The following is a 26,359-nucleotide window of genomic DNA, read 5'->3' on the forward strand; positions in this document are numbered from 1 at the left end:
ATGACCGTAAATGCTGACTCTGTTTGGAAGGAATGCCTATCTTTTATAAAAGATAATATAAAACCTCAGGCATACAAAACATGGTTCGAACCCATTAAACCTGTTAAATTATCTGGAGAAGCATTAACCATTCAAGTACCTAGTAAATTTTTTTACGAATGGTTAGAAGAACATTACATTAAATTATTACGTGTTGCGTTAGTTAGGCAATTAGGAAACGAAGCAAAACTAATTTACGATGTAAAAATGGAAAATAACTATAGCAGCAATCGACCGCAAATAGTTAAAATTCCGAGTGCTAATAGAGATCCATTAAAGCCACAAAAAGTTACAGTTCCTTTAGAATCTAATAAAAGAGAATTAAGAAATCCGTTTGTAATTCCAGGATTACAAAAAGTAAAAATAGAATCTCAACTAAACCCAAATTACAATTTTATTAATTTTATTGAAGGAGATTCTAACAGGTTGGCACGTTCTGCAGGAATGGCTGTCGCCAATAAACCAGGAGGCACCTCATTTAACCCGCTATTAATTTATGGTGGAGTAGGATTAGGAAAAACACATTTAGCTCATGCAATTGGCGTAGATATTAAAGATAAATATCCAGATAAAACGGTTTTATATATTTCTTCGGAAAAATTTACACAACAATTTATAGATTCTGTAAAGTCGAATACTAGAAACGATTTTATTCATTTCTATCAAATGATCGATGTTTTAATTATTGATGATGTTCAGTTTTTATCAGGTAAAGCAGGTACACAAGATGTCTTCTTTCATATTTTTAACCATTTACACCAAAATGGTAAACAAGTAATTTTAACTTCAGACAAAGCACCTGTAGATATGCAAGATATCGAACAGCGTTTGTTATCTCGTTTTAAATGGGGGTTGTCTGCAGAATTACAAGCACCAGATTACGAAACAAGAATTTCTATCTTACAAAATAAATTGTACAGAGATGGTGTAGAAATGCCAGAAGAAATCGTAGAATATATTGCCAAGAATATTAAATCGAATGTTAGAGAATTAGAAGGAGTAATTATTTCGATGATTGCCCAAGCGTCGTTTAACAGAAGAGAATTTTCTTTAGAATTGGCAAAACAAATTGTAGATAAATTTGTTAAAAACACGAAAAAAGAAGTTTCTATAGATTATATTCAAAAAGAAGTCTCTAAATACTTCGATATGGATGTTGCCACTTTACAATCGAAAACACGTAAACGTCATATTGTACAAGCAAGACAATTGGCAATGTTTTTTGCAAAAAGACTTACCAAAACCTCTTTGGCAAGTATTGGAAACCAAATTGGGCAAAGAGATCATGCAACGGTTTTACACGCTTGTAAAACTGTAGATAATTTAACAGAAACCGACAAACAGTTTCGCAAATACGTAGATGATTTAACCAAAAAACTAACGTTCTAAAAAAACATTCATCTCTTTTTTCTAAGCTATTTTCAATTAAAATATATTTTAGTTGAAACTAGCTTACCATGTAAACTCTTTCAATTTTACTTTTAAAGAGGCCAATAGTTTCTTATTTTTAACAAAAATTATTTTCGATGAAAAAAATTTTAATGGTTTGTTTGGGTAACATTTGTCGTTCGCCATTGGCACAAGGTATTTTAGAATCTAAAGTAAATGCAAACACTGTTTTTGTAGATTCTGCAGGTACTGCAGCCTATCATGTTGGCAATCTTCCAGATAAACGTTCTATAGATGTTGCTAAAAAATACGGAATTAATATTACCAACCAAAGCGCTAGAAAATTTACCGTAAAAGATTTCGATACTTTCGACGTTATCTATGCAATGGATGCCAGCAATTACCAAAATATTATTGCGTTGGCTAGAAATGCAGAAGACAAACAAAAAGTAAAAATGATTTTAAACGAATCGCAACCTAACGAAAATAATTCGGTTCCAGACCCATATTATGGAGGAAACCAAGGTTTCGAAAATGTGTATAAAATGTTAGATGAAGCTTGCGAAGTTATCGCAAAAAAATATCAAAATTAATTGATAGATGTTAAAAATAGGTAACAATCTACATCAACATAAAAAGAACACACTTTATTTATAGCAGTAATTTACAAATTCGTACCTAAAATATATCATCTTAAAAAAATAAGAACAATGTTTGGTAAACTCTATTTAATTCCTACAACTTTAGGCGATACAGAACCTTTGGAGGTAATGCCATTATCAGTAAAAAAGGTAGTAGAAGAAATTGATTTTTATATTGTTGAAAACGAAAAATCTGCAAGAAGATTTATAAAGAAAATTTCTCCAAAAAAATCGCAACCCAGTTTACATATAATGTTGCTAGATAAATATGCAGAAGAATTGGAAACAACTAAATATTTAGACGTTTGTAAAGAAGGAAAAAATGTTGGTTTGCTTTCGGAAGCAGGCGTTCCTGCCATTGCAGATCCTGGCGCAAGTATTGTTAAATTAGCACACGAAAACAACATTCGGGTGGTTCCTTTAGTTGGTCCTTCTTCTATTTTAATGGCAATGATGAGCTCTGGAATGAATGGACAAAATTTCGCATTTAATGGATATATTCCTATAGACAAAAGTGAAAGGAAAAGGGTAATAAAAGAGTTAGAAAAGCTTTCTAAAGATAAAAATCAATCTCAAATATTTATAGAAACTCCTTACAGAAACGAGAAAATGTTTGCAGATTTAAAAGCAACATTGGCACCAACTACAAATTTATGTATTGCTGCAGACATTACATTACCAACAGAATACATAAAATCGATGTCTGTTCTAAATTGGAAACGTCACACACCAGATTTACATAAAAAACCAGCAATTTTTATTATTCAAAAATAAATGGATTCTTATTCCTGTAAAAATAGAAATAAATGTTTAAATTTTAAACTTGCGCGTTTTTATCGGCTACAATATTAGAAACGTTATAACCTCCAAACTTTTTTAAATAGGATTGTATGGTGGCTCCATAAGCATCAGAAAAACGGTATTTTCCATTACTTCGTAAGAATTTTTTTACGTTTCCAGCACCACTTAAATGTGCCGCTGCTAAAATTCCAGATTCAGTAATTTTAACTCCGTTGATGGTTTTACCAACAGAACGCTTAATGTCTTTTCTTAAAATCCACTTGTTTACCTTACATAAAGCAACAAATGCTCTTTCTTGTAACTCTGGATTGTTTAAAAATGCTTGCGTGTTGTAAATTCTAAAGCGCTCTAAAGTGCTGCGCCCGAACTGATATTTCCCTAAATAACCCAAAGTATTTACGACTGTGTATTTTCCTTGCGATTCTTTAAAAGCCACAGCTTCTTTAAATGCCATAAAATCTTTTGGAAGGTATAGAATAGAATTGTCTATAAGCTTAGGAAAAGCAATTGTTTTTGTTTTAGAGATTTCTTTTGCCGAAATCTTTTTTTTACCTACACTTGTTGCGTTGATAAAAATGAAAACAATACCGAATAAAATAAATTTATTTTTGATAAAAAATATCTTTCTGTTTTGCGGGTGCAAATTTACGACTAAAGTCTAAGTTATTGATTTTTAATATGTTAAAATTTATTAAAAATACAGATAATGAAATTTTATTTGACCTTTGGTATTAATTTCTAGAGTTGGAGCAGGAATTTTTATGAAATTAACAACAGAAAAGACCGATTTTAAGAATTTCGATTTTGTATTGATTTTTGTTAAATCTAAATCTAAACTCAAGTAAAATTGCCTGTAAGGGCTTTGTGGTAAAGGGTTTGTGGGTTTGGTTTCGCCATATAGCATACCATCTGCTCCATATCCAAAAGCAACATTTAACCATTTTGGAAACGAACTTTCTTTCTTAAAAGACCAAATATTTGCAGAAAGCCAATAGGTTTGGCCATTGTAATCTTTTAAAGCTTGTTGTAAATAATTTTTACCCAATGTATTGGGGCGCTTTTTTGCGAATTCAGTTTTATTGAAAGAGTATTTTACAGTAATTCGTTGTTCTTTCCAAAGTAATTCTTGTGCTATTAAAAAACCTGTTCCTGTTGCATTTGCTAAAATATCGCCAGTAGAAGCGCCCCATTCTTTCGAAAAACCGTCTAAAATTTCTACAGCTGTAAGAAAAGTAAAGCCGTAAGTTGCTCCATAAATAAGCTGATTTTTTTTAGAAACACCAGCCCAATCTAAAACTTCCATACCAATTTTGCCAACATAATAAGAAGTCATAAAATGGCCAATTTTATCCATTTGTTTCCATTCTGCATTGTCGTTTGTAAAATGAAAATTCGAGCGTTCGTGGTTTTTGTACCAAAGTTCGTTTAGTGCCAATAGAGCTCCACCAGCCAAAACACTTTCGGTAATAATTACAGCATTTCTTCTTTGTTTATTTAAAGTGTCCGATTTTTTTAAAAAAGAAGATTCTTGAGAAAGCCCAATAATAGAGTAGAAGAATAATGCAAGACAAAGACAATGCTTTTTAATTTGAAAAATCATTTATTTTAGTTTTCTTCTAATTTAAAAATTCGATTATGTTTAAAACTCTTGTCTTTTTTTTTAGGTTGAAACTTAAAACGATACTTTTCTAACAAAGCAATTGAAGCCTTATTATTTTTGTGGGTAAAAGCTTCAATGGTTTTTAAATTTACTTTTTTAAATGCAAAATTTAAAATTTCTTCTAGCACCTCACTCATAAAACCTTTTTGTTGAAATGCAGGTTTTAGTTTGTAACCAATTTCGGCATATTTATCTTTTAAAGAAATTCTATGTAAAACAAGACTACCAATAACTTCGTTTTTATATTCAATTAACCAAAAAATACGATTTTCTTCGTTATAAAGTTTGTCGCAAGTGTGTATAAAACTTTTCGCTTCATTAAGACTTAGAACTCTTTTTGTCGCCACAAATTTATTTATTTCTTTACAGGAACGTAAATCGAAAACAGCTTTTACGTCGTTAAAATTAGCTTTACGAAGTAAAAGGCGTTCTGTTTTTAATTCAGGAAAAGATTTAAAATTGAATTTCATTTTTTATTTTTTTCTGTGATTTTTACCACACAGCAACATAGAAAACATAGCTTTACTGCCAACTGCCAACTAAACACTATTGCAAACAAACCTTTTTATCTACACTCCAAGCTTCTGGTTTCTCATTAAATAAAACTTTGGTTTTTGCCCAAACAGATTTAAAAAGTTTAGAGTTTCTATAATTTTCTAAGTCTTGTTCATTTTCCCAATAAGAATAGGTAAAAAATATTTCTGGGTTTACTTTATCTTGATACAATTCTAGCAATTTGCAACCTTCGAAATTTCGAATAAAGTGCTTTTTTTCTTCAAAAATAGCCAAAAATTCAGAGACATTTTTCGAGTAAAAACTCATTTTTACAATTCTTACAAACATAAAATTAGTTTAAGATAAAGGAGAAAAATCTGGTTTCGATTCATTTATAAATTCTATAAAAATAGCATCTCTATACTCTAACCCTAAAAGAGAAGAAGCACCACCAACAGTCTGTAAATTACTTCTATAAATAGCAATTTCTAAAAAACCTGCCGCATTAAAAATCGCTAGTTTTTGGCCATCAAATTGGTAACTATCAAGAGAGCTGTTTTGAGTTATTTCGTTATATTTTGTAAAAATTTTATGAAAAGAATAACGTCTAGCAGTTATTTGAAAAGCCCTTCCTTTACCAATATCATTAAACATTTTTTTGCTAATGTTTGTAATTACATTTCCGTAATTATCGATATAAATAACGCCACCAATTATTTGATTTTGGGCTTGGTTTACTTTAGGTTGAATTTCTATTAATTTTTTAAATTCGGTAATTTCTTTTCCAATTACTGTTAAATTTCCACCCCTAGCAATAAAACAAGCTACTTGCACAAAAACATCTAAAACCGGGAAACTACTTTCTATACGATCGTGAATATTTATTTCAACAATTTTAGTAGGATGAATTTCAGAAGCAATCATAGAAATTAAACCATTATCTGGGCACACAAAAAAATGCCCATCCAATTCCAAAGCAATATGTTTATTTTCTTCGCTCAATTCCGAATCAACACCAACAATATGTATGGTTCCTTTTGGAAAGCTTTTGTAAGAGTTTTTTAAAATATATGCCGTTTCTGTAATGTTAAAAGGGGTAATTTGGTGAGTTATATCAACAATTTTAGCATTTTCTAACTCAGAATAAATAGCACCTTTTACAGCACCCACAAAGTGGTCTTTGGTTCCAAAATCTGTAGTTAAAGTAATTAAAGACATTAAAATTCGACTGTTAATTAATTGTGTAAAAGTTGTTAACTATTTAACGCAAATCTAATCATTTTAGCAATTTTATTCGCTATTTTTAGTTGAAATAAAATTGTTGTCAACTTATAAAAAAATAAACATTTGAACGAACGTATTATAGAACTAACAGAAATTAATCCTGGAGAGTTTTTTGGCGCACACAATAGCACTGTAGAACAGCTTAAAAGATATTTTCCTAAAATTAAAATTGTTGCACGAGGCTCTAAAATGAAGATTTATGGAGAGTCTGAACTTTTAGATGAATTCGAAATTCGAATCGAAAGACTAATAAAGTATTATAACAGGTATAATAAATTAGATGAAAATAGCATCGAGCGCATTTTAACATCTTCTGGAAACGAAGAAAAAACCGCAGCATCTAAAAAAGCAAAAGATGTTTTAGTACATGGCGTTAGTGGAAGATTGATAAAACCACAAACAGAAAACCAACGTAAAATGGTGGGTTTGATGGAAAAAAACGACATGCTTTTTGCGGTTGGTCCTGCAGGAACTGGCAAAACCTATACAGCTGTAGCTTTAGCTGTAAAAGCATTAAAAGAAAAAGAAGTACGTAGAATAATTTTAACAAGACCAGCAGTAGAATCTGGAGAAAATTTAGGTTTTTTACCTGGAGATTTAAAAGAAAAACTAGACCCATACATGCAACCTTTGTATGATGCTTTAAGAGACATGATTCCTCACGAAAAGTTAGAATCTCATTTAGAAAAAGGCATTATTCAAATTGCACCTTTGGCATTTATGCGTGGTAGAACATTAGACAATGCTTTTGTTATTTTAGACGAAGCACAAAATACAACCCACAATCAAATGAAAATGTTTTTAACAAGAATGGGTAAAAATGCCAAATTTATTATTACAGGAGATCCAGGGCAAATAGATTTGCCAAGAAAACAAGTCTCGGGCTTAAAAGAATCTTTATTAGCTTTAAAAGATATCGATGGAATTGCACAGATATATTTAGACGATAAAGATGTAGTTAGACACAGATTGGTAAAGAAAATTATTACAGCATACAAAAGTATAGAAACGGAATGATAATTTAAATTTGGAACAAGAAAACGATTTTATTCAAAGAGAGATTAAGAAAATAATTCTTTTTTTTGAAAGTTTGCTATCGAAATTATCTGGTGCATCTTCGAAAACCGAACAATCAATTATTAATAATTTTGATACTGAATTAAAAGAAAAGTTATCGGTCGGTTTTTTTGAAATGTTATCTTTAGAAAATAATGATTTAAAATTGAGAATAAAAGAGGTTGATATTCTAATTTTAGAAAATTTAGTAATTGTCTTATATGAGATTTATAAAAATAAAAATTTAATAGAAGATAAATTTAATTTAAAAAGAATATTGCTAATAATTATAGATAGAATTGAGTATAAATCTAGAACATTTTCTTTAGAAAGGCAAAAAATAAAAAATAATCTGAAATTATAAAAACATTTTCTAAAAGATTACTTTTGCACAACAAACAACACAAAAACTATAATGAATACAATTAACGAAACGAATTTTAAGTTTCCGAATCAAAAATCTGTTTACAAAGGAAAAGTAAGAGAAGTTTATAATATAAATAACGAACTTCTGGTAATGATTGCCACAGACAGATTGTCTGCTTTCGATGTAATTTTACCACGTCAAATTCCTTTTAAAGGTCAAATTTTGAATCAAATTGCCACAAAAATGATGAATGATACTGCTGATATTGTTCCAAATTGGTTGATTGCAAATCCAGATGAAAACGTAGCAGTAGGTCATTTATGTGAACCATTTAAAGTAGAAATGGTAATTCGAGGGTATTTATCGGGTCATGCAGCTCGCGAATACCAATTAGGAAAAAGAGTTTTGTGTGGTGTTAAAATGCCAGAAGACTTAAAAGAAAACGATAAATTTCCTTTACCCATCATTACACCTTCTACAAAAGCAGAAAACGGAGAACATGATGAAGATATTTCTCGTGAAGACATTTTAAAAAACAACATTGTTTCGGAAGAAGATTATTTAATTTTAGAAGATTATACAAGAAAACTTTTTGAAAGAGGTACAGAAATAGCCGCAAAAAGAGGCCTAATTTTAGTAGATACTAAATACGAATTCGGAAAAACAAAAGAAGGTAAAATTGTTTTAATCGACGAAATTCATACACCAGATTCTTCACGATATTTCTATGCAGAAGGCTATCAAGAAAGACAAGAAAAAGAAGAACCACAAAAACAATTATCAAAAGAATTTGTAAGACAATGGTTAATTGAAAATGGTTTTCAAGGAAAAGAAAACCAGCAAATACCAGAAATGTCTGACGAAAAAGTCATAGAAATTTCAAATAGATATATAGAATTATACGAACAAATTACAGGAGAAACTTTTGTAAAAGCTTCCACAGAAAATGTTTTAAAGAGAATAGAAAAGAATGTAAATTCTTTTTTGAAATCTAATTAGAAAATAAAACCTTTCGACTGCACTCGAGGAGACATAATGTCTGTTAGAGCGCAGTTGAGAACTAATAATAAATATCTCAACTTTTTATTTAATAGGTATTATCGAGATTAAAAAACAAACAACAATGATTATAGAACCAAGAACAAGAGGCTTTATTTGTTTAACAGCACATCCAACAGGTTGTGCACAAAATGTAAAAAATCAAATAGCATACGTAAAATCGAAAGGAGCAATAGATGGCGCTAAAAAAGTGTTGGTTATTGGCTGTTCTACAGGTTTTGGTTTGGCAAGTAGAATTACCAGTGCTTTCGGTTCTAATGCAGCAACTATTGGTGTGTTTTTCGACAAAGCTCCTACCGAAGGAAGACCAGGTTCGCCAGGTTATTACAACACAGCAGCTTTCGAAAAAGAAGCACATGCAGCAGGTTTGTATGCAAAAAGTATCAATGGCGATGCTTTTTCAAACGAAATAAAACAACAAGTTGTAAACTTGATAAAAAAAGATTTAGGTCAAGTCGATTTGGTAATTTACAGTTTGGCTTCACCAGTAAGAACGCATCCAGATACAGGAAAAAGATACAAATCGGTTTTAAAACCAATAGGAGAAGTTTTTACAAATAAAACAGTCGATTTTCATACAGGAAAAGTGTCAGAAATTTCAATAAACCCTGCAGAAGGAGATGATATCGAAAACACAGTAACTGTAATGGGAGGTGAAGATTGGCAAATGTGGATGGATGTCTTAAAAACAGAAAACTTGCTTTCTAAAAATGCCATTACAGTTGCATACTCTTATATTGGTCCAGATATTACCAAACCTGTATATAGAAACGGAACCATTGGCGCAGCAAAAGATCATTTAGAAGCAACCGCTTTTAAAATTACCGATCATTTAAAATCAATTGAAGGAAAAGCCTATGTTTCTGTAAATAAAGCATTGGTAACACAAGCAAGTTCTGCAATTCCAGTAATTCCTTTGTACATTTCTTTGTTGTATAAAGTGATGAAAGAAAAAGGAATTCATGAAGGTTGTATCGAGCAAATAGAACGTTTGTACAGCGAAAGATTATTTACAGACGAAGAAATTCCTTTAGATGAAAAAGGAAGAATAAGAATCGACGATTGGGAAATGTATAACGATGTGCAAGAAGAAGTTGCAGCACTTTGGAAAATGGCAACAACCGAAAATTTATCTGAAATTGGAGATTTAGAAGGATATAGCAACGATTTTTATAATTTATTCGGTTTTAAAGTTCCTGGAGTAGATTATAACAAAGATGTAAACGAAATGGTAGAAATTCCAAGTGAAAAATAAATAAAATTGATAAATAAAAGAATACCAGTTTTAATACTTTTTCTTTTTAGTGGAGTACTTTTGGCTCAAAAAATAGAAGCAGATAAAGTTGTTGTAAAAGTGCTGAGTTTTAATATTCTTCATGGAGCAACAACAAACGGAAGTTTCGATTTAGAGATTATTGCCAATGTGATAAAAAAGGCAGATGCAGATTTTGTTTCACTTCAAGAAGTAGATTTTAAAACCAACAGAGCCCAAAAATACGATTTGCCAACAGAGTTGGGCTATCGTACTAAAATGGTTTCTGTTTTTGGAAGAGCCATGTATTACGATGGTGGTGAATATGGTGAAGCAGTTCTCTCTAAAACTTCTTTTTTATCTACAAGAAATATGGCTTTGCTATACACAAAAGGTAACGAACCAAGAGCCGCTTTAGAAGTAACCACAGTTTTAAAATCTGGAGACACCATTTCATTTATTGGCACTCATTTAGATCACTTAAAAGAAGGTACAGATAGAGTTTTACAAGCAAAAGCCATCAATACAGCCTATAGAAACAGCAAATATGCAACCATTTTATCAGGAGATTTAAATGATACTCCCAATAGTAGCGCTATAAATATTTTAGAATCTTTTTGGAAAGCTTCTTATAATAAAGAAAACCCACTGTTTACTTTTCCTTCAAACAAACCCAATAAAAAGATAGACTATGTTTTGTTTTACCCGAAAAATAAATGGCAAGTAATTTCAAGAGAAACTATTTGCGATACAATAGCTTCTGACCATTGTGCCTATTTGGTTACGTTACAATTGGTAAGATAGGTATATGAAAACTGCAACAATCAAACAATTAAAAGACGAAATCGCTCATAAATCTGAAGACGAGTTAAGAGAATTGTGCTTGCAATTAGCGAGGTTTAAAAAAGAAAATAAAGAATTATTGGGGTATTTATTGTTTGAATCTCATGATGAAGAAATGTACATTCGAACCATAAAAGAAGAAGTTGACGTTCTATTTGAAGAAGTAAACACCAACAATTATTTTTACATTCGAAAAGGTGTACGAAAAATTTTAACATTCATAAAAAAACACATTCGTTATTCTAAAAAAAAGGAAACAGAAGTAGAGTTGCTGCTGTATTTCTGTAAAAAAATGAAAGCTTTTAGGCCTTCCATAAAAAGAAGTACACGTTTGCAAAATATTTTTGAAACTCAGGTTAAAATGATTAAAAGAATAATCGACAAATTGCACGAAGATTTGCAGTACGATTATCAATTAGAATTAGACGAATTGTTAGAAAATGACTAAAGAAAGACCTGTTTATTGAAGCATTTTTTAACTTCCAAGCGCCTATAGTCAGCTTTAAGCTGATAAACCCATCTCATTATTTAATCGAAAAAAGGTACTAAACCAAAAAGTGCCAACCACAAAGTGCTATTTTTTCTTTTGACTACCTACTTGCTAAAAAGTAAAAATACTATTTATACATCTTAGTATATTCATTATAAATACTTAAAATTCTGAAAGGCTTCTTTATAATAGAAGCTTTTTTTCTTGACCCATTTAACAATTTAGATGTTATCTTTATAATTTAACCTGTTGAAGAAGCATACAAATTCCTAGACAAAAAATGTCAATAATATTGCCATTGCTAATATTAACTATACAAAATTGTTCTCCGTCCAGATTAAAAGTTTCCTTAATTTTAAAATTTACATTGAAATTCTTATCGTAAAAACTAATTGCCTTTGAAATTAAATCCTCATTAGTCATAAGCACAAAATTAAATGTATTATCCAACTTAATAGTTGTATTAAATTTTGCGTTTAATTGCTTAATTTCGAGAATATATTTCAGATTTAACTTACCTAATTCAGACAGATAATATCCTATCTTTAACCCTGCCTTAAAAGGAGACTTATTGATAAAGTTATATATTTTACCTGTAGTTTTTAGGTTGAAAACTTGAGGGTTGGAATACATATCAAATAGTTTTCCATTCTTAAAAGTCAACCTTTCACCTTCTTCATAATTGAAATATATTGTTGTAAATTTTCGGTAGTTTAACTGTTCTTTTTTTAAGGAAAAGCTAGATTGATAATTTTTAGATTTTGATGAGCAAATAATTTTATTAATGTTTTCATAGATATCTTTTTCTAATAAAACCTTATCTCGTTTAAAACGTATGCTTTCTAATTGGCGTTGTCTTAATTCATTTAAAGAATTTTGCTTGTAACTTAAGTAAAATCCCAAATAAAATAAATCTTCGTAAGTAGCTATAGAAACACTTATTACAGCAAATTCAAACCCATCGTATTCTTTATATTCAATTACTTCGAAATTCGTATTATTACTGTCATTATAATTAACTAATATGTCATCAAATAATTCATTTCGTTTATCATAATCATCAATATTAATCATTATAATGAAATTATATTTTTTATCTAATGGTGTGGGGCTGAAGTGCCTATCATTTAAACTTTTAGTGTTGGTAATGAATTCTTTAAAATAATTTTCAGAGACACTAAACATCATAGAGTTATCCTCTTCATCCCTTTGCTTATTGTGCCATATTTTTTTCTCTAATTCCTCATGAGAAAATGGACTTGAGATTTCTTTTTTTTTGCTAAAAATTTTAGTGAAAAAATATTCTTTTTTTATGATTTGAGATTCATTTGTATTTTTACTTTTGTAAAGCTCTACTTCATGTTTCCTGTTATTAATTTCTCTTTCTAAAATGGTATTATTGCCAGTTTTAAGAAAGTGAAATACTGTTCCACCATAAGATATAGGGTTAGAATCTATTAAATTATAAACTTCGTTTGTGTTTAAATAAAAGTGAGGATCATCATTAGAAAAAAGTTTTTCTTTTGTAAATGGGTTTTTTAAATAAAATAGAGAATACTTAACATTATCTTTTATGATTTCATTAAATGGATAATTATCATTCTTTAATCTCAGGTATCTCTTTTTTTTAAGATAATTACGATGTTTAAAGAAAAGTTTATCAAAAATTATTTTAGTAACATAAGAATCCATATATAGATTTTAAAAAAAGCTAGTACCCTTTATAAGTACAATATTAACATTTGGAAACATCTCACTAAACTGAACTACTACATTTGTACAAGAAGAACAGTATGGTCTTTCAGAAACAATTTTTATAGTACCAGTTATGTTTTCAAACACATCTCCTACTTGTTGCGCTTGATTATTTGTCATAACCCTTGCTAGGTCATTTAGCATTCTGAATTCTGAATCTGTTATTCTATCCCAACCTTGTATTGAAGATTCAAAGACATGAATTTCTTGTTCTGCAACTCCTGAAGAAACAGACCTCCATATAACATCATCAACTTCTGTCGTTACTCCATCTTTTGTATAAGCACCGCTTCTATATCCGCAATTACCTCCAGTATAATTCTCAGCTATTCTATAATCAAAAATTCGTTGTGCAGCAGTTTCAAACTCTGCGGTAGTTCCTAATCGGGCTGTTGGTATATTATAACTTCTAAAATCCCTCCAAAACCTTATTTGATTCTCTATGATGTCATTAGTTGATGCATTTCCTCTCAACACATAAAGTTCAGCCATCAGCCTTTTACGCTTTAAAGCTAAACCATTAACCTGCTCTGTTGTTAGAGTAGCCACTTTATCAGGATGTCTAAATAAATTATCTACTTCCCCAATAAATCGTGTAGCTTCAGCAACTGTATAAGCTCCATATAAAACATCTACTGTCCCCGCCGTTACCCCAAGAAAAATATCAAATTTATTAAGCGTTTGTTTATATTCTGCCCAATCATCAGGATAAGCCTCCATAATATACTCATCAAAAGAGGGAGTATTTATAGTAAGAGAAAAGGTATCCGCAACTATAGTATAAGCCCCAATGATACCTCTTATAACATTAGCTGTACGGACAGCCACTAATAATTGCCCTACACCAAATGCCAAAGACAGTACCTGAATCCCCGTCATAGTGGCATCAAAAATAGTTTTGGTATTCTTTTTTTCTAAAAGGTAATCTATGTAACCAGCAAATGCCAAAAAATGCTGCCCCGAACAATCAGTATATTCACATACATCTAAAAAAGAGGGATTTGTAAGGTAGCTAACCGACACTAAATCAAAGTGATTAAGTGTAATCTCCGTATCTTCAGTATCTGAACAATAAGGTACTACATTTGAAGGTCCGTATTGTCCACTACCTTGAATAGTATAAGCGATGCTTGTACATACTTTTTCGGTAAACGTAAAGGTTTCATCCTCTCTAGTGACAGAAGAGTATTCTACCTCTCCTTTAAAGTCATTATTATACTTTTTGTTCCAAATAAAACTATATTGTACTAAATTTTGAAGTTCCTCAGGAGTATTTATAATTAAACCATTTTCTGTTTGTACAATACCATTTTTTGCTAAAGCTAATCGGTTAATTTCACTAGCAAAAGTTGTAAAGTTATCTGCTCCAAAAAAATCATCTATTCTATAAAACAAAGCTTTATATAGTGACCATTTTACCTCATTGGCAACTACAACATAGGTTTTGGTTATGGTGTCAAATTCTCTACGTTCTCCAAACCAACGTATTTTAGTAGATACTAATAAATCTAAAAATTCTTCTGCCTGTTCTGCGGTTACTGATTTTATAACTTTTACAGCAATAGCCTCTCTTGTATAAGGTGTACTCCTAAAGAACCAACCGAAGTAATTATCATGCAATGGAACAGAAGCAAAAGTTTCTAGTAATTCTATTTTTTCAGGAACAGACAGAATCTGCAACTCATCTTCATTAAACATATGAGCTAATAGAAACTTTTGTTTTACAGGGGTTTCTTCAAAGATACTTTGCCTGTTTACCTCAAACCATTGTTGATATTGTAATAAGAAATCTCGATAGTTCCTGAAATCCTGATTATCATAAAATATATAACTCGTATCAGTATCTTGAGAAAAGTAAGTGGTTTGTTGCTGAAAAACGGGCAACAATCCTCTTTGCTCTAACAAGAAATAAAAATCAGGGTCATCATTTTTGAGTTGGGTTAACACCTCTGCAATATCAGCAACAGCATTACCTTGTATTGTTTCAGTAATCCCTTGACCATTAATTCTCTCTTTTCCAATATGGGAATTTAAAAAGCCTAAATATTGATTATCTAATACTCCACAGTCAGTTTCCGAAGTATGAGAAGCCCCAGTAGGCGGAGAAACATTGCTGTAATTAGAAAAATGTTCCCCATTAAAACTCCAATTAAAAACTCCTGTACAATATTTATAGGTGCCTCCAGTTTCAACAATCTGTTCTCTAACAGGTAAATATACATTGTCATTATTATTTGCAAGAGCATAAGTTACACCCTCTAATCTTTGAAACTCTGAATTTATAACCTCGCTACGTTGTACTTTTTTATCTTCAATATTTTTGTACTTTATAAATTCTGAACGGAGTCCATAAAAAGGAGAACCATTGTCCCAATCTCCATTGTCAGCCATTATAGCGTATCTTTTATTATTAAAAGAAAAACTTTTTACTGTGCCGTTATTAAAATATTTAATATCAGGATTTTTACCTAAACTACTCTTTTTTATTACTTTACCAGTTACTAATACTACCGCTTCTTCCATATTCTTAAAGGGTTAAAAATTGATCAATAGTTGTTCTTACGTCATCAATGTGATATTCACTATAATCTTTGGTAAAATAGATGAAGTTATCTATAGTATACGCCTTTATATCTTGGTCAGGAAAAAACGTGTTGATTTTTCCTGATGAATCTTCTGCTATAATTCCAATTTTATAGGGTTTGTATTTAACTCCTTCACTAGAGGTATTGCTTTCTTCTTCATCAAAAAGCTCGGTCTTAAAATAAATTTTTGGGTTCAATAATGTATTGTCTAATAAGTTTTTCAATAGATTATTTTCGTCTTTGGTTAAACCTAATACTTTTTTTGTGGGAACTTCATCATTTTCAACCTTTAACAATAATCCTTTTATAAGGTTTCCATCATCAGTAAATAGTTCTGTTCTTAAAAAATAAGGCGATTGTAATCTGTAGAAATTATTTCTTCCAGATTCATACGTTTGAAAATTTCCAACTACGCCCCCAATTTTGGCAGATGCATTTCTTTTATATAGTGAAGTATTACGTTTTATTTCATGTACTGAACTTTCATAAGTAACCCTATTCAAATACGTTTCATCATTAATAGTTTGCAATCTATCTTCTATCTTTTTTAGCTTAATGGCAGCTATCTCTTTATTGACAATAGTATTATCACCAATAAAATCTATAATCTGTAATCTTTCATCAATTACAATAGGTAACTGTGTATTATTAACAACAGAGAAAAGACTAATTGCATTTACAAGTCCAAAAAGGTCATCAATATCTTTTAGATAAACAATTTGTGGCTCAACAGGGTTTTCATTTAGTGGTTGTTGTGTTTCATAATCTTGCAGTATAATTTGCTTCCCCTCATAAACCAATTGAGAAAACGCTGCAATAGTATGCTCACCTATTGCAGGGGTTGTAATTGTAATAGGCTTTGTATAATTAGTATCAACTACAACCGCTGGATCTTCTGAGGATTGTTGGAGTAAGTTTTCATTCCTAACAAATCCTTCTTCATTTGCGGATGCCAATTCTCCTATTTGAGAAAACAATGCTGCTTCAATATGATTGTCTGTAATTAACTGAAATACAATAGTGTTATTTTCTGTAGCAGCATTTTGAGTTTGGTTAAAAACATGTATCGGCCATTCATTTGTACCAAATACATCTTCATTCAAATTATCTTCTTCTGTTCCAATTTTAATAGTATTTAGATTTGTATCTGAATGTTGGTAATTTTGATAGAAATTATAAGAACGTTGTCTATTCGATTGTAAGTATATATAGAAATTGTTTTTGGTAACAAAGTTTTCAAGCTTTTGATAAATATCGGTTTTATCAGTGAGTTTAGTTTCGCTACCATCATCGTTTGTTACATGTAATTTCCCCTTTCCATTGGCATGTAAGCCATAAAATGCAGCAATGTCTATAAATTGAGTAGCAACTTCCTTTAGTAATTTCTTTTTAAAATTAGTCGATTCAGTTGAAGTATCTAATGTATATGATGCTAAACGAGCATAAGCCAAGTTTAATTGAAATGGGTTTGGGTCATTTTCAATAAAATAGTCCCCATTATTTAAAATTATATCAATTCCTACTTGTTCGGTAGCCGACCCCAAGTGTAAACCTCTTGGTACAACTGGAAATTCATAAGCAGTTGTTGGGTCTTCTTCTGTAGCTTCTTCATCAAAAAAAGAAGCGATTTTAAAAAAATAACGATCTATTAAATGCGAATCATCTTGTTGAGATAATTGTTCTGATGTAAATGGATATCCTATAAAATTCGCTAAAAACTCAGGTACTGTTTCACTATCTTCTTCACCATAAAATCTATTGAATTCTGACCAAATATATCTGACAAATCCTGATCCACTTGTTTCACTACCTGCAATTTTTCCGTTATCTATAAAGTCAGTCTTGTTGAGCCCTCTGTAAATAATATATTTAATATTAACCCCTTTTATGGGTTGTTTAAAGGGTCTTAAAATAATGTTTACTTTATTTGAATCGTTTGATTGTGGTTGAAGAAAAACCGTACCATTACATAAAGCATAAATGTTTTTATTACCATTAAAGGATATCGTGGTTGTAGTTCTGAATTGAGTATTATTTAAAGCTCCAAAAGCTTGTTCTGCTGATTGTGTAAAATCACTTCCGTTTATATAGAAATGAGATTGAGGATGTAATTTATTTGATCTGAAGGTCATAGCTAAATTATAATGATGGAATTTTTTCTAAAAATAGAGAATTTTTTACTAAAAAAATGTTAAAAATAACACCAAATACATATTCGCTATAAATATCTCAGTAGCAAGTAAGTGTTTGTAGTCTACAAAGTTGCAACCGCTACGCTCATTGCCAACTCTATAGCCTACTATAAACACCCACTTGTGAAAGGGAGGTATCCCTTTTCAATAACCCTCAAAAGCGGAAAACCGAAACTATACCCATTGTGCTATCTCACAAAAAGTATAGTTTCGGTTTGCTTTTATGATGCATTTTTTTAGAAAAATGCTGCTAGAGATTCTACTCGAAATTAAGCATTCGGATATCTACAAAGCTTTATTAATTTTTGGATGACATTCACAATAAAACATGGAGACTTTTTATTGGGGTTTCCGTTGTAATTGTCATTCCCTTGAAAACGAGAATCTAAATATAAAATTTGGTTTTTACCTACAAATGAAACCATCAAAATACCTCTTCTGCCTTAAGGATGGTTGATTTCAAGAAATTCTTTATCAATTCAAGAAAACATCTTTTTTTTGAAAAAAAATCAAAGATTTACACCCTTTTTAGGTTTGTAAATTACTCTCTATAAATTTTATCGTACAAATCTTTGTAAATATCTTTTATAATTGCGCGTTTCATTTTCATGGTAGGTGTAAGGTGCCCACCATCAATGGACCAAACATCTGGTGTTAATTCGAAACGTTTTATTTGTTCCCACTTTCCAAAATGAGCATTGCATTTATCTACTTCTTCTTGGATTCTGTTTTTAACAATCTCTGAACTAATTATTTCTTCATTGGTTTTTCCAATTTTATGCTCTTTTTTATCAATCCAATCTTTAATAAATTCGAAATTGGGTTGTATAATTGCTGCAGGCATTTTTTCGCCTTCACCAACAACCATAATTTGTTCTATAAATAAAGATTGTTTTAGTTCTCCTTCTAGCAATGGCGGAACCACATATTTACCTCCAGAAGTTTTAAACATTTCTTTGGTTCTTCCTGTAATACTTAAAAATCCTTCATCATCAAACTGCCCTTTATCGCCTGTATGAAAATAACCGTTTTTTAAAACTTCAGCAGATTTTTTTTCATCTTTATAATAGCCCATCATTACGTTTGGTCCTTTCACTAAAATTTCTCCGTTTTCGGCAATTTTTACTTCAACATCTTTAATTACTTTACCAACAGTACCTACTTTAAAACCTCTGTTTCTTTGGTCGTTTACAGATACAACTGGCGAAGTTTCAGTTAAACCATAACCTTCCATAATTGGCATATTCGCAGCGGCAAAAACTCTGGTTAATCTTGGCTGTAAAGCAGCGCTTCCAGAAACCATTAATTTTAGTTCGCCACCTAAAGCAGCTTGCCATTTAGAAAAAATAAGCTTTCTTGCCAAACCTAATTGTTTTTCGTACCACCAACCATTTTCTCTATTGGGTTTGTATTTTAAACCTAAATTTACAGCCCAAAAGAACAAGCCTTTTTTAATACCAGATAGGGTTTCGCCTTTTAATATAATTTTATCGTAAATTTTCTCATACAAGCGTGGCACAGCTGTCATAACATTGGGTTTTATTTCCTGTGCATTTTCCGATAGTTTTTCTATAGATTCTGCAAAATAAATAGAAACTCCACAATATTGATATAAATACAAAATCATGCGTTCGAAAATATGGCAAACTGGTAAAAAACTCAATCCTTTTGAGTTTCCATAATTTAAAGGAACTCTTTCTTTAGAGGCTAAAACATTAGAAACAATGTTGTTGTGAGAAAGCATTACCCCTTTGGGTTTTCCTGTTGTACCAGAGGTATAAATTAGTGTTGCTAAATTTTCTGCTTTTACCTTGTTTTTTCGCGCATCTAATTCTTCTTGGTTGGCAGTGTCTTCTCCTAATTGAAGTACTTCAGTCCAAGATTTTTCGTTGGCAATATCATCAAAAGTATAAACGGCTTTTAAACTTGTTTTATCTTTAATTTTATTAATTTTTTCTAACACTTCCATATCTGAAACAAAACAATAAATAGATTCGGAATGATTTAACACATACTCGTAATCTTCTTTAGAAATGGTTGGGTAAATAGGCACATTTTGCGCGCCTGTTTGTAAAATACCAATGTCGCAAATATTCCATTCTGTTCTATTGGTGGTAGAAATTACTGCAATTTTATCGTTAGGTTGCACACCCAATCGCAATAAACCTCTACTAATTTTATTTGCATTATCGATATATTCTTTGGAAGATGTTTTTACCCAACTTCCATTAGATTTAGAGGTAAATGCATCTTTTAAATTATAGGTTTCTAATTGATAATAAGGAAAATCAAAAAGTCTTTTTATTTCTATTGCCATGTGTGTGTATTTGTAATATGCAAAATAGGAAAATTACTGCTATTGAACAAATACTATTTATGACTAACTTTTTGTGTATAATTTGTAGGTTTTGATGTAGTTTTTTAAAACTTTTTAAATTTTGATGGAAATGGTGTAAAAAGCGAAACTAGCTTTTTCGGATTTGAAAAAGCTAGCTGTAATATGGTTTTGATTGGCCCCTAATCCAATCAATTTCCATAATTTAATCAAAAATACATAGTTTTAGTGAATAAAAAACAGGTAGAAATACCTATTTTTTATTTATTAAGTATTTTTCGAAACTTTTGCCATTTATTTTGGTGTATTTAGAATCTATGTTATAAGCGACTTCCATTCCTGTAATGTTAAAATCTCCAGAAACTGTCATGTACTTAATATTTAAGTCTTCTTCGAATTTTGTGTTTACAAAAGAAACTCCATTTTTAAATTCTGTGTATTTAAATGTTGCCGAATCTTTAAAAACTGAATTCGAAAAACTAACATTTGTATTAAATTTAGTGTACTTAAAGGTCGCTAATTCGTCGAAAACAGTATTTTCGAAGCTTATGCTTTTTTCGAATTTTGCGTATTTAAAAGTAGTATCGTCATTGAAAATACTTCCAGAAAAGTCGGAATCTCTTTCGAAGCGAGAATATTTAAACATTGCTTTTCTTTCGAAATTACAGTTTTTAAAAAGAACATCGTCTTCGAAACTTGCAATAAAAGTGTATTCGGAATTTTCATCTGGAAAGTAAGCTAGTACATGGTTTTTAAATGTACAATTTTCAAATGAAATGCGAACATCTATCATTTTTTTTATGATGTTAGACGAATTTCCAGAATTCCAACGAAACCAACTTCTTTTTTTCTTTTTTGGTAATTTTTCCAAGGCTTCTTCCATATAAGTAAAGTCTAAAACCCCCACAATAGTGGCATTTTTAATAGAAATTGATTTGCCGTTTTTAATGTCTTGCATAATGCTTGAAGCTGTTACTGTTTTTTGTGCAAAATTTACAGTTGCAAATAAAAATAAACAAATGCTTAAAAGTGTAATTTTATGTTTCATGGTATTTTTTAGTTTTAAGTGTTTTATTAAAGGACTACCCAAAACCTAAAATGTGACATTTTTATAAAATAAAGGTAATTATAAATGTTGTTTTTCCGTTTTTAGTATTAAAATGAATGCTTCCTTTGTGTGCTTCTACAATGCTTTTGGTAAGTGTTAAGCCAATGCCAGAGCCATTTTTACGAGTTGTAAAATAGGGTACAAATATGTTTTCTTTAATTTCCTTAGAAATACCAATTCCGTTATCGGAAATTTCTAAATGCAATCGATTATTTTCTTTTGAAAGTTGAATTTTAATTTCAGGATCGTTTGTTTCTGCAAGTGCATACAAACAATTAGAAATTATATTGATGAGAATTTGTTCGATTTGATTTTTATCTGCCTTAAGAATATAATTCTCTTTTATATTAAAAATTAAGTTGATTTTTTTTGCTAAAAAATCTTGTTTATAGAGATCTAAAGTATTTTTAATGGTTTCTGTTAAACTAATTTCTTTTTTATTTGGCAATGGCAATTCTGTTAATTTTCGGTAAGTATCTACAAAAGAAGTTAAATGAAGCGAACGTCTTTTAATAATGCTTAAACCTTGCGAAAGTTCGTCTATAGTATCTTCGTCTGTGTTTTCTTCTTGAATTAAAGAATGTAAATTTTCTGCCAAACTACGAATAGGAGTAATGGTATTTATAATTTCGTGCGACATTACATTCATTAACTTATACCAAGCTTCTTTTTCTTTTTTATCGATTAATTGCTGTATTGTTTCTAAAGAAACCACTAAGTATTCGAACTCATGGGTTTGTGTTACAGCGGTTTTTAAGAAAAAATTTTCTTTGTTATCGTTTATTTTTAAAGATATTGTATTTCTAATTTCTTTCCAATCTTTAATAAAAGTCGATAATTTGCCTATTTTAGTTTGTAGTAAATTCCAGTTATAGAATTTAGGGATTTTTAAAAAGTTTGTAAATGCTTTATTAATTTGAAAAACAGAAATCTCTCCATTTGCATTTTTCCTTAGAATTAAAATTCCAATTCCTAAACTTTCTATAATGTTTGTAAAAATAAGTTGCTCAGATGTTTTAGATAAACTTTGTTTGCGATGTTTTTCTAATAATAAAGCGGTTTTATTGTGAAGAGGATTCTTTCTTTTTTTAGCAGAAATCGTACTCGAAAAATCATCGAAAAGCAAACAATCTATCGATTTTTCGATATCTGTAAACAATTTTTTTAAATATTCTGTAAATAAAAAAAACTGAAATAAAAGTAGCAGAGAGAGCCCAATTGTATTTACAATAAAGCCTTTTTTAAAACTAAAAACAATAATTACTCCATTAATTATTAGTAAAATTAATCGAATTGTAATTTGAATATTTTGTGGTTTTCCCATTTATAGTTGATGTTTCTCTAACCTTCTATACAAAGCAGCTCTTGTGATGCCTAAATCTTTTGCGGCTTTAGAAATATTTCCTTGGTGTTTTTGAATTGCTTGCTGTATTAATGTTTTTTCGATTTCTTCTAAATTTAAATTGTTCGTTAAATTTACCTCAATTTTTTTTGCTGAAAAATGCAAATCAGCAACTTCGATTGCATCGTTATCTGTAATAATTACAGCTCTTTCTACAATATGTTCGATCTCTCTTATATTTCCCGGCCAATGGTATTTTTCCATTGCATTTAAAGCATCTGAAGTAAAATTGGTAATTTTTTTTCGATATTTATGGGTTAATTTTTTTAAGAAATGAGTTGCTAGTAATTTAATATCGTTGGTTCTTTCACGAAGAGGAGGTAAGTTTAATTCAATGGTATTTATTCGAAATAATAAATCTTGTCTAAAAGTTTCTTCTTCTACCATTTTATGAATTGGCGCATTTGTAGCGCAAATAATTCTGGCATCGATTTCTGTTTCTTTCCCTTCTCCTAAACGTGTAATTTTTCGGTTTTGAATTACAGTTAATAATTTAGATTGTAAATGCAATGGTAAATTTCCTATTTCATCTAAAAAAATAGTGCCGCCTTTTGCCAATTCGAATCTTCCTAAAGTATCTTTATGTGCATCTGTAAAAGCGCCTTTTACATAACCAAACAATTCACTTTCGAATAAGTTTTCGTTTAAAGAACCCAAATCTACATGAATAAATGGGTAATTTTTTCTGTTAGATTGTAAATGAATTTCTTTAGCAAAAACATATTTTCCTGTTCCGTTTTCGCCTAAAATTAAAACATTGGCATCTGTTGGTGCTACTTTCTTTACCAATTTCATGGCAGATTGCATTGCTGTAGAATTGCCTATAATATGTTCTGTTTTTTGATGAAATTCTTTGTCTTGTTGTTCTTGAATGGTTTTTAATTGTGTATTTTTTCTTTTAGAACGAGACAATTCTACACCCGCACTTACAGAGGTGTATAATTTTTCTGTAGCCCAGGGTTTTAAAATAAAATCGGTGGCACCTTTTTTAATGGCATTTACGGCTAAATTTACGCTTCCAAATGCAGTCATTAAAAGAATGGTTGTTTCTGGGCTAATTTCTTTAATGTTTTTTAGCCAATACAAACCTTCTTTACCATCTTCGAAACCAATTCTATAATTCATATCTAACAAAACAACATCAATAGTATTCTTCGTTAAATGCGAATTTATATGCTGTGGATTATTTTCTGTAATTATTTTTGAAAAGTATTTTTTTAAACTAATTCTGGCAGAAAATAGAATATCATCATCGTCATCTACAATTAAAATGGTTGCTTCTTTTTTTCTCATCTTACATAATTAGTGTTTTGTTTGAATATGAACAAAAATGTGTTCGTTTTTGAACACTGTAAATTGCGGGTTTATTTTTATTTTATTGATAATCAGAATTTTAAAATTTATTTTTCATTGGCATATTTGTGGCATCATTATTATCAAACAAAATAGAAATTATGGATACACAAATAAAACCTAAACACAAAAAAACAAAAAAAATGCTGTTATGGGGAATTCCAACTGCCATTTTATTGGTAATTGTTTTAATTAATGCGACTAGAAAAAAACAAGTAAATTTAAAAAGAGATACTCTTAATATTCGTGAAGTTATTAAAGGAGATTTCGAAGATGTTGTTTTATTTAATAGTACAGTAGAACCTAAAACGTCTGTATTGGTAAATGTAATTCAAGGTGGGTCTGTTTCAGAAATTTTTGTAGAAAGTGGGCAAACTATTAAAAAAGGTACAGCACTTTTAAGAGTTTATAACCCTAATGCAGAGTTGAATTATTTAACGCAAGAAACTGCAATGATAGAGCAAATTAATAATTTGCGAAACTTGCGTGTAAGTATTAAAAATCAACAATTAAGTTTAGACCAACAACTGCTAAGTATCGATAACGATTTTAGAAATGCAGACAGGCAATATAAATTAGATTCAACTTTATATAAAAAAGAGGCAATTGCAAAAAACGATTATCAAAAAACAAAACAAGAATATATTTTTCAAAAAGAAAGAAGTGATGTAATTAAACAAAGTGTTTTTAACGAGAAAAAAAGTAGAGACAACCAATTGGCTAGAATAAATGCTTCTTTATCGAATATGGAAAAAAGTTTAGAATTGTTATATAAAAACAAAGAGAATTTTGTGGTAAAAGCGCCTGTAGATGGTTTGCTTTCTTCATTCAACCCTATTTTAGGACAAAGCTATAACCAAGGAGAATCTATTGGAAAAATGGATGTGTTAGATGGTTATAAATTGGTTGCAAATGTCGATGAATACTACATTTCTAAATTGCATGAAGGTATTTCTGGTACAGTTTCATTAAATGCAAAAAACTACGATGTAAAATTGTCGAAAGTGTTTTCGGAAATTGTTGGCGGACAATTTAAATTAGAATTAAATTTTAAACAAGATTCAATTTTAAACGAAGTAAAAAGAGGAATGTCTTTAAAAACAAAAGTATTTTTATCGGGCAAAACAGAAGCTTTATTATTATCGAAAGGTTTGTTTTATCAAAGTACCAATGGTGCTTGGGTTTTTGTTTTAAATGGAGAAAATAAAGCCGTAAAAAGAAACATTAAAATTGGTAGAGAAAATCCTTTTTATTACGAAGTTTTAGAGGGTTTACAAGAAGGAGATAAAGTAATTACATCGAGTTACGACGATTTTAAAAATATAGAAGAAATTAATATTCAGTAGGCAGTGGGCAAGTAGGCAGTTGGCAGTGGGCAGTAGGCAGTTGGCAGTGAGCTGTTTGCGGTGGAGAGTTTTAAAAACCTCGTAGGTATAAAACAAAATTAAAATTTCAAGTAAATAAGAACAATTATAAAGATACCAATTTTCAAAGAAAATATTTTGCGAAAAAACTTTGTGTCTTTACATTTAAAACAAAATAAAATGATAAAAATAACAGATTTAGTAAAAATTTACAGAACAGAAGAAGTAGAAACAACAGCTTTAAATAAGTTGAGTTTAGAGGTTAAAAAAGGAGAGTTTGTTTCTATAATGGGGGCTTCTGGCTGTGGAAAATCGACACTTTTAAATATTATTGGTTTGTTAGATGCACCCAATAATGGAAGCTATCTTTTTGATGGAGCAGAAGTAGCTACTTTCAACGAAAAACAAAGAGCAGGATTAAGAAAAGCCAATATTGGTTTTGTGTTTCAAAACTTTAATTTAATTGATGAGTTAACAGTTTATGAAAATGTAGAATTGCCATTAATTTATAACAAAGTAAAAGCATCAGAAAGAAAAAAACGTGTTACAGAAATTTTAGAAAGAATTGGCATTGCACACAGAGCAAAACATTTTCCATTACAATTATCTGGTGGGCAACAACAAAGAGTGGCTGTGGCAAGAGCTTTGGTTACCAATCCAAAATTAATTTTAGCAGACGAACCAACAGGAAATTTAGACAGTAAAAGTGGAAACGATGTAATGGAACTGCTAACAGAATTGCATGCAACTGGCTCAACCATTATTATGGTAACACACTCGTCTTACGATGCTCAGTTTTCATCAAGAATTGTAACGCTAAAAGATGGAGAAATTATTTCAGAAAAAGCAAACGAGCATAAAGTAGATGTTTTAGTGCAATAAATATCAT

Annotated in this window: 24 protein-coding genes; 11 read left to right on the forward strand and 13 right to left on the reverse strand. The window is 30.2% G+C overall.

Annotated features, from left to right (window positions below; genetic code table 11):
- The 3 genes from dnaA (at position 1) to JL193_RS00015 (ending at position 2,843) form a co-directional block, all read left to right on the forward strand.
- Positions 1 to 1,428, forward strand: a complete 1,428-nt coding sequence (dnaA, locus tag JL193_RS00005; RefSeq protein WP_207971895.1) for a chromosomal replication initiator protein DnaA — start codon at positions 1 to 3, stop codon at positions 1,426 to 1,428.
- A gap of 137 nt (positions 1,429 to 1,565) precedes the next feature.
- Entirely contained in the window at positions 1,566 to 2,021 is a 456-nt protein-coding gene (locus JL193_RS00010) for a low molecular weight protein-tyrosine-phosphatase (protein WP_207971896.1), read from the forward strand.
- 117 nt (positions 2,022 to 2,138) lie between these two features.
- A complete protein-coding gene (locus tag JL193_RS00015) occupies positions 2,139 to 2,843 on the forward strand; it encodes an SAM-dependent methyltransferase (protein WP_207971897.1) in 705 nt (234 codons plus the stop codon).
- Positions 2,844 to 2,886: 43 nt separating this feature from the next.
- Here the strand turns inward: JL193_RS00015 and JL193_RS00020 are convergent, their stop codons facing one another.
- The 5 genes from JL193_RS00020 to JL193_RS00040 all read right to left on the reverse strand — a co-directional run bounded on the left by JL193_RS00020 (position 2,887) and on the right by JL193_RS00040 (position 6,243).
- Complete coding sequence (locus JL193_RS00020; protein ID WP_437440094.1) at positions 2,887 to 3,483, reverse strand: peptidoglycan-binding protein LysM; 597 nt, start codon at positions 3,481 to 3,483, stop codon at positions 2,887 to 2,889.
- A gap of 78 nt (positions 3,484 to 3,561) precedes the next feature.
- Positions 3,562 to 4,470, reverse strand: coding sequence for a DUF2279 domain-containing protein (locus tag JL193_RS00025; protein WP_207971899.1), 909 nt, complete (start codon positions 4,468 to 4,470; stop codon positions 3,562 to 3,564).
- Between the two features lie 5 nt (positions 4,471 to 4,475).
- Positions 4,476 to 5,000, reverse strand: a complete 525-nt coding sequence (locus JL193_RS00030; protein ID WP_207971900.1) for a GNAT family N-acetyltransferase — start codon at positions 4,998 to 5,000, stop codon at positions 4,476 to 4,478.
- A gap of 76 nt (positions 5,001 to 5,076) precedes the next feature.
- Entirely contained in the window at positions 5,077 to 5,373 is a 297-nt protein-coding gene (locus JL193_RS00035) for a putative quinol monooxygenase (protein WP_207971901.1), read from the reverse strand.
- 9 nt (positions 5,374 to 5,382) lie between these two features.
- Positions 5,383 to 6,243 (reverse strand): SAM hydrolase/SAM-dependent halogenase family protein, encoded by an 861-nt coding sequence (locus JL193_RS00040; RefSeq protein WP_207971902.1) that lies wholly within the window; start codon positions 6,241 to 6,243, stop codon positions 5,383 to 5,385.
- Between the two features lie 129 nt (positions 6,244 to 6,372).
- Here JL193_RS00040 and JL193_RS00045 point away from each other — a divergent pair, with 129 nt between their 5' ends.
- The 6 genes from JL193_RS00045 (at position 6,373) to JL193_RS00070 (ending at position 11,334) form a co-directional block, all read left to right on the forward strand.
- The gene (locus JL193_RS00045) at positions 6,373 to 7,326 is read left to right on the forward strand and encodes a PhoH family protein (protein ID WP_207971903.1); all 954 of its coding nucleotides are present in this window, start codon (positions 6,373 to 6,375) and stop codon (positions 7,324 to 7,326) included.
- A 10-nt stretch (positions 7,327 to 7,336) separates the two neighbouring features.
- A complete protein-coding gene (locus tag JL193_RS00050) occupies positions 7,337 to 7,729 on the forward strand; it encodes a hypothetical protein (RefSeq protein ID WP_207971904.1) in 393 nt (130 codons plus the stop codon).
- A 51-nt stretch (positions 7,730 to 7,780) separates the two neighbouring features.
- The gene (locus JL193_RS00055) at positions 7,781 to 8,731 is read left to right on the forward strand and encodes a phosphoribosylaminoimidazolesuccinocarboxamide synthase (protein ID WP_207971905.1); all 951 of its coding nucleotides are present in this window, start codon (positions 7,781 to 7,783) and stop codon (positions 8,729 to 8,731) included.
- A gap of 124 nt (positions 8,732 to 8,855) precedes the next feature.
- Positions 8,856 to 10,046, forward strand: coding sequence for an enoyl-ACP reductase FabV (gene fabV, locus JL193_RS00060; protein ID WP_207971906.1), 1,191 nt, complete (start codon positions 8,856 to 8,858; stop codon positions 10,044 to 10,046).
- A 6-nt stretch (positions 10,047 to 10,052) separates the two neighbouring features.
- A complete protein-coding gene (locus JL193_RS00065; RefSeq protein WP_243456796.1) occupies positions 10,053 to 10,847 on the forward strand; it encodes an endonuclease/exonuclease/phosphatase family protein in 795 nt (264 codons plus the stop codon).
- A 4-nt stretch (positions 10,848 to 10,851) separates the two neighbouring features.
- Positions 10,852 to 11,334, forward strand: a complete 483-nt coding sequence (locus JL193_RS00070) for a hypothetical protein (protein WP_207971907.1) — start codon at positions 10,852 to 10,854, stop codon at positions 11,332 to 11,334.
- 276 nt (positions 11,335 to 11,610) lie between these two features.
- Here JL193_RS00070 and JL193_RS00075 read toward each other — a convergent pair whose 3' ends face one another.
- The 8 genes from JL193_RS00075 to JL193_RS00110 all read right to left on the reverse strand — a co-directional run bounded on the left by JL193_RS00075 (position 11,611) and on the right by JL193_RS00110 (position 24,046).
- The gene (locus JL193_RS00075) at positions 11,611 to 13,068 is read right to left on the reverse strand and encodes a hypothetical protein (RefSeq protein ID WP_207971908.1); all 1,458 of its coding nucleotides are present in this window, start codon (positions 13,066 to 13,068) and stop codon (positions 11,611 to 11,613) included.
- Between the two features lie 9 nt (positions 13,069 to 13,077).
- A complete protein-coding gene (locus JL193_RS17020; RefSeq protein ID WP_243456797.1) occupies positions 13,078 to 15,654 on the reverse strand; it encodes a deaminase domain-containing protein in 2,577 nt (858 codons plus the stop codon).
- Positions 15,655 to 15,658: 4 nt separating this feature from the next.
- On the reverse strand, positions 15,659 to 17,848 hold the full coding sequence (locus tag JL193_RS00085; RefSeq protein ID WP_207971909.1) for a hypothetical protein: 2,190 nt from the start codon (positions 17,846 to 17,848) through the stop codon (positions 15,659 to 15,661).
- Between the two features lie 329 nt (positions 17,849 to 18,177).
- Positions 18,178 to 18,333: a hypothetical protein gene (locus tag JL193_RS00090; protein WP_207971910.1), complete on the reverse strand. Its 156-nt coding sequence runs from the start codon at positions 18,331 to 18,333 to the stop codon at positions 18,178 to 18,180.
- 116 nt (positions 18,334 to 18,449) lie between these two features.
- Positions 18,450 to 20,225, reverse strand: a complete 1,776-nt coding sequence (locus JL193_RS00095) for an AMP-dependent synthetase/ligase (RefSeq protein WP_207971911.1) — start codon at positions 20,223 to 20,225, stop codon at positions 18,450 to 18,452.
- A gap of 271 nt (positions 20,226 to 20,496) precedes the next feature.
- Positions 20,497 to 21,291 carry a pentapeptide repeat-containing protein gene (locus JL193_RS00100; RefSeq protein ID WP_207971912.1) on the reverse strand — a complete coding sequence of 265 codons (795 nt, stop codon included), beginning with the start codon at positions 21,289 to 21,291 and terminating at the stop codon, positions 20,497 to 20,499.
- 61 nt (positions 21,292 to 21,352) lie between these two features.
- A complete protein-coding gene (locus JL193_RS00105) occupies positions 21,353 to 22,675 on the reverse strand; it encodes a sensor histidine kinase (RefSeq protein ID WP_207971913.1) in 1,323 nt (440 codons plus the stop codon).
- Positions 22,676 to 24,046: a sigma-54-dependent transcriptional regulator gene (locus JL193_RS00110; RefSeq protein ID WP_207971914.1), complete on the reverse strand. Its 1,371-nt coding sequence runs from the start codon at positions 24,044 to 24,046 to the stop codon at positions 22,676 to 22,678. It lies immediately after the preceding gene.
- Positions 24,047 to 24,207: 161 nt separating this feature from the next.
- Here JL193_RS00110 and JL193_RS00115 point away from each other — a divergent pair, with 161 nt between their 5' ends.
- Both JL193_RS00115 and JL193_RS00120 read left to right on the forward strand, forming a co-directional pair.
- Positions 24,208 to 25,452 (forward strand): efflux RND transporter periplasmic adaptor subunit, encoded by a 1,245-nt coding sequence (locus tag JL193_RS00115; RefSeq protein ID WP_207971915.1) that lies wholly within the window; start codon positions 24,208 to 24,210, stop codon positions 25,450 to 25,452.
- A gap of 198 nt (positions 25,453 to 25,650) precedes the next feature.
- Positions 25,651 to 26,352, forward strand: coding sequence for an ABC transporter ATP-binding protein (locus tag JL193_RS00120; protein ID WP_207971916.1), 702 nt, complete (start codon positions 25,651 to 25,653; stop codon positions 26,350 to 26,352).
- Positions 26,353 to 26,359: the final 7 nt, after the last annotated feature.

It is taken from the genome of Polaribacter batillariae (assembly GCF_017498485.1).
Taxonomy (GTDB): domain Bacteria; phylum Bacteroidota; class Bacteroidia; order Flavobacteriales; family Flavobacteriaceae; genus Polaribacter; species Polaribacter batillariae.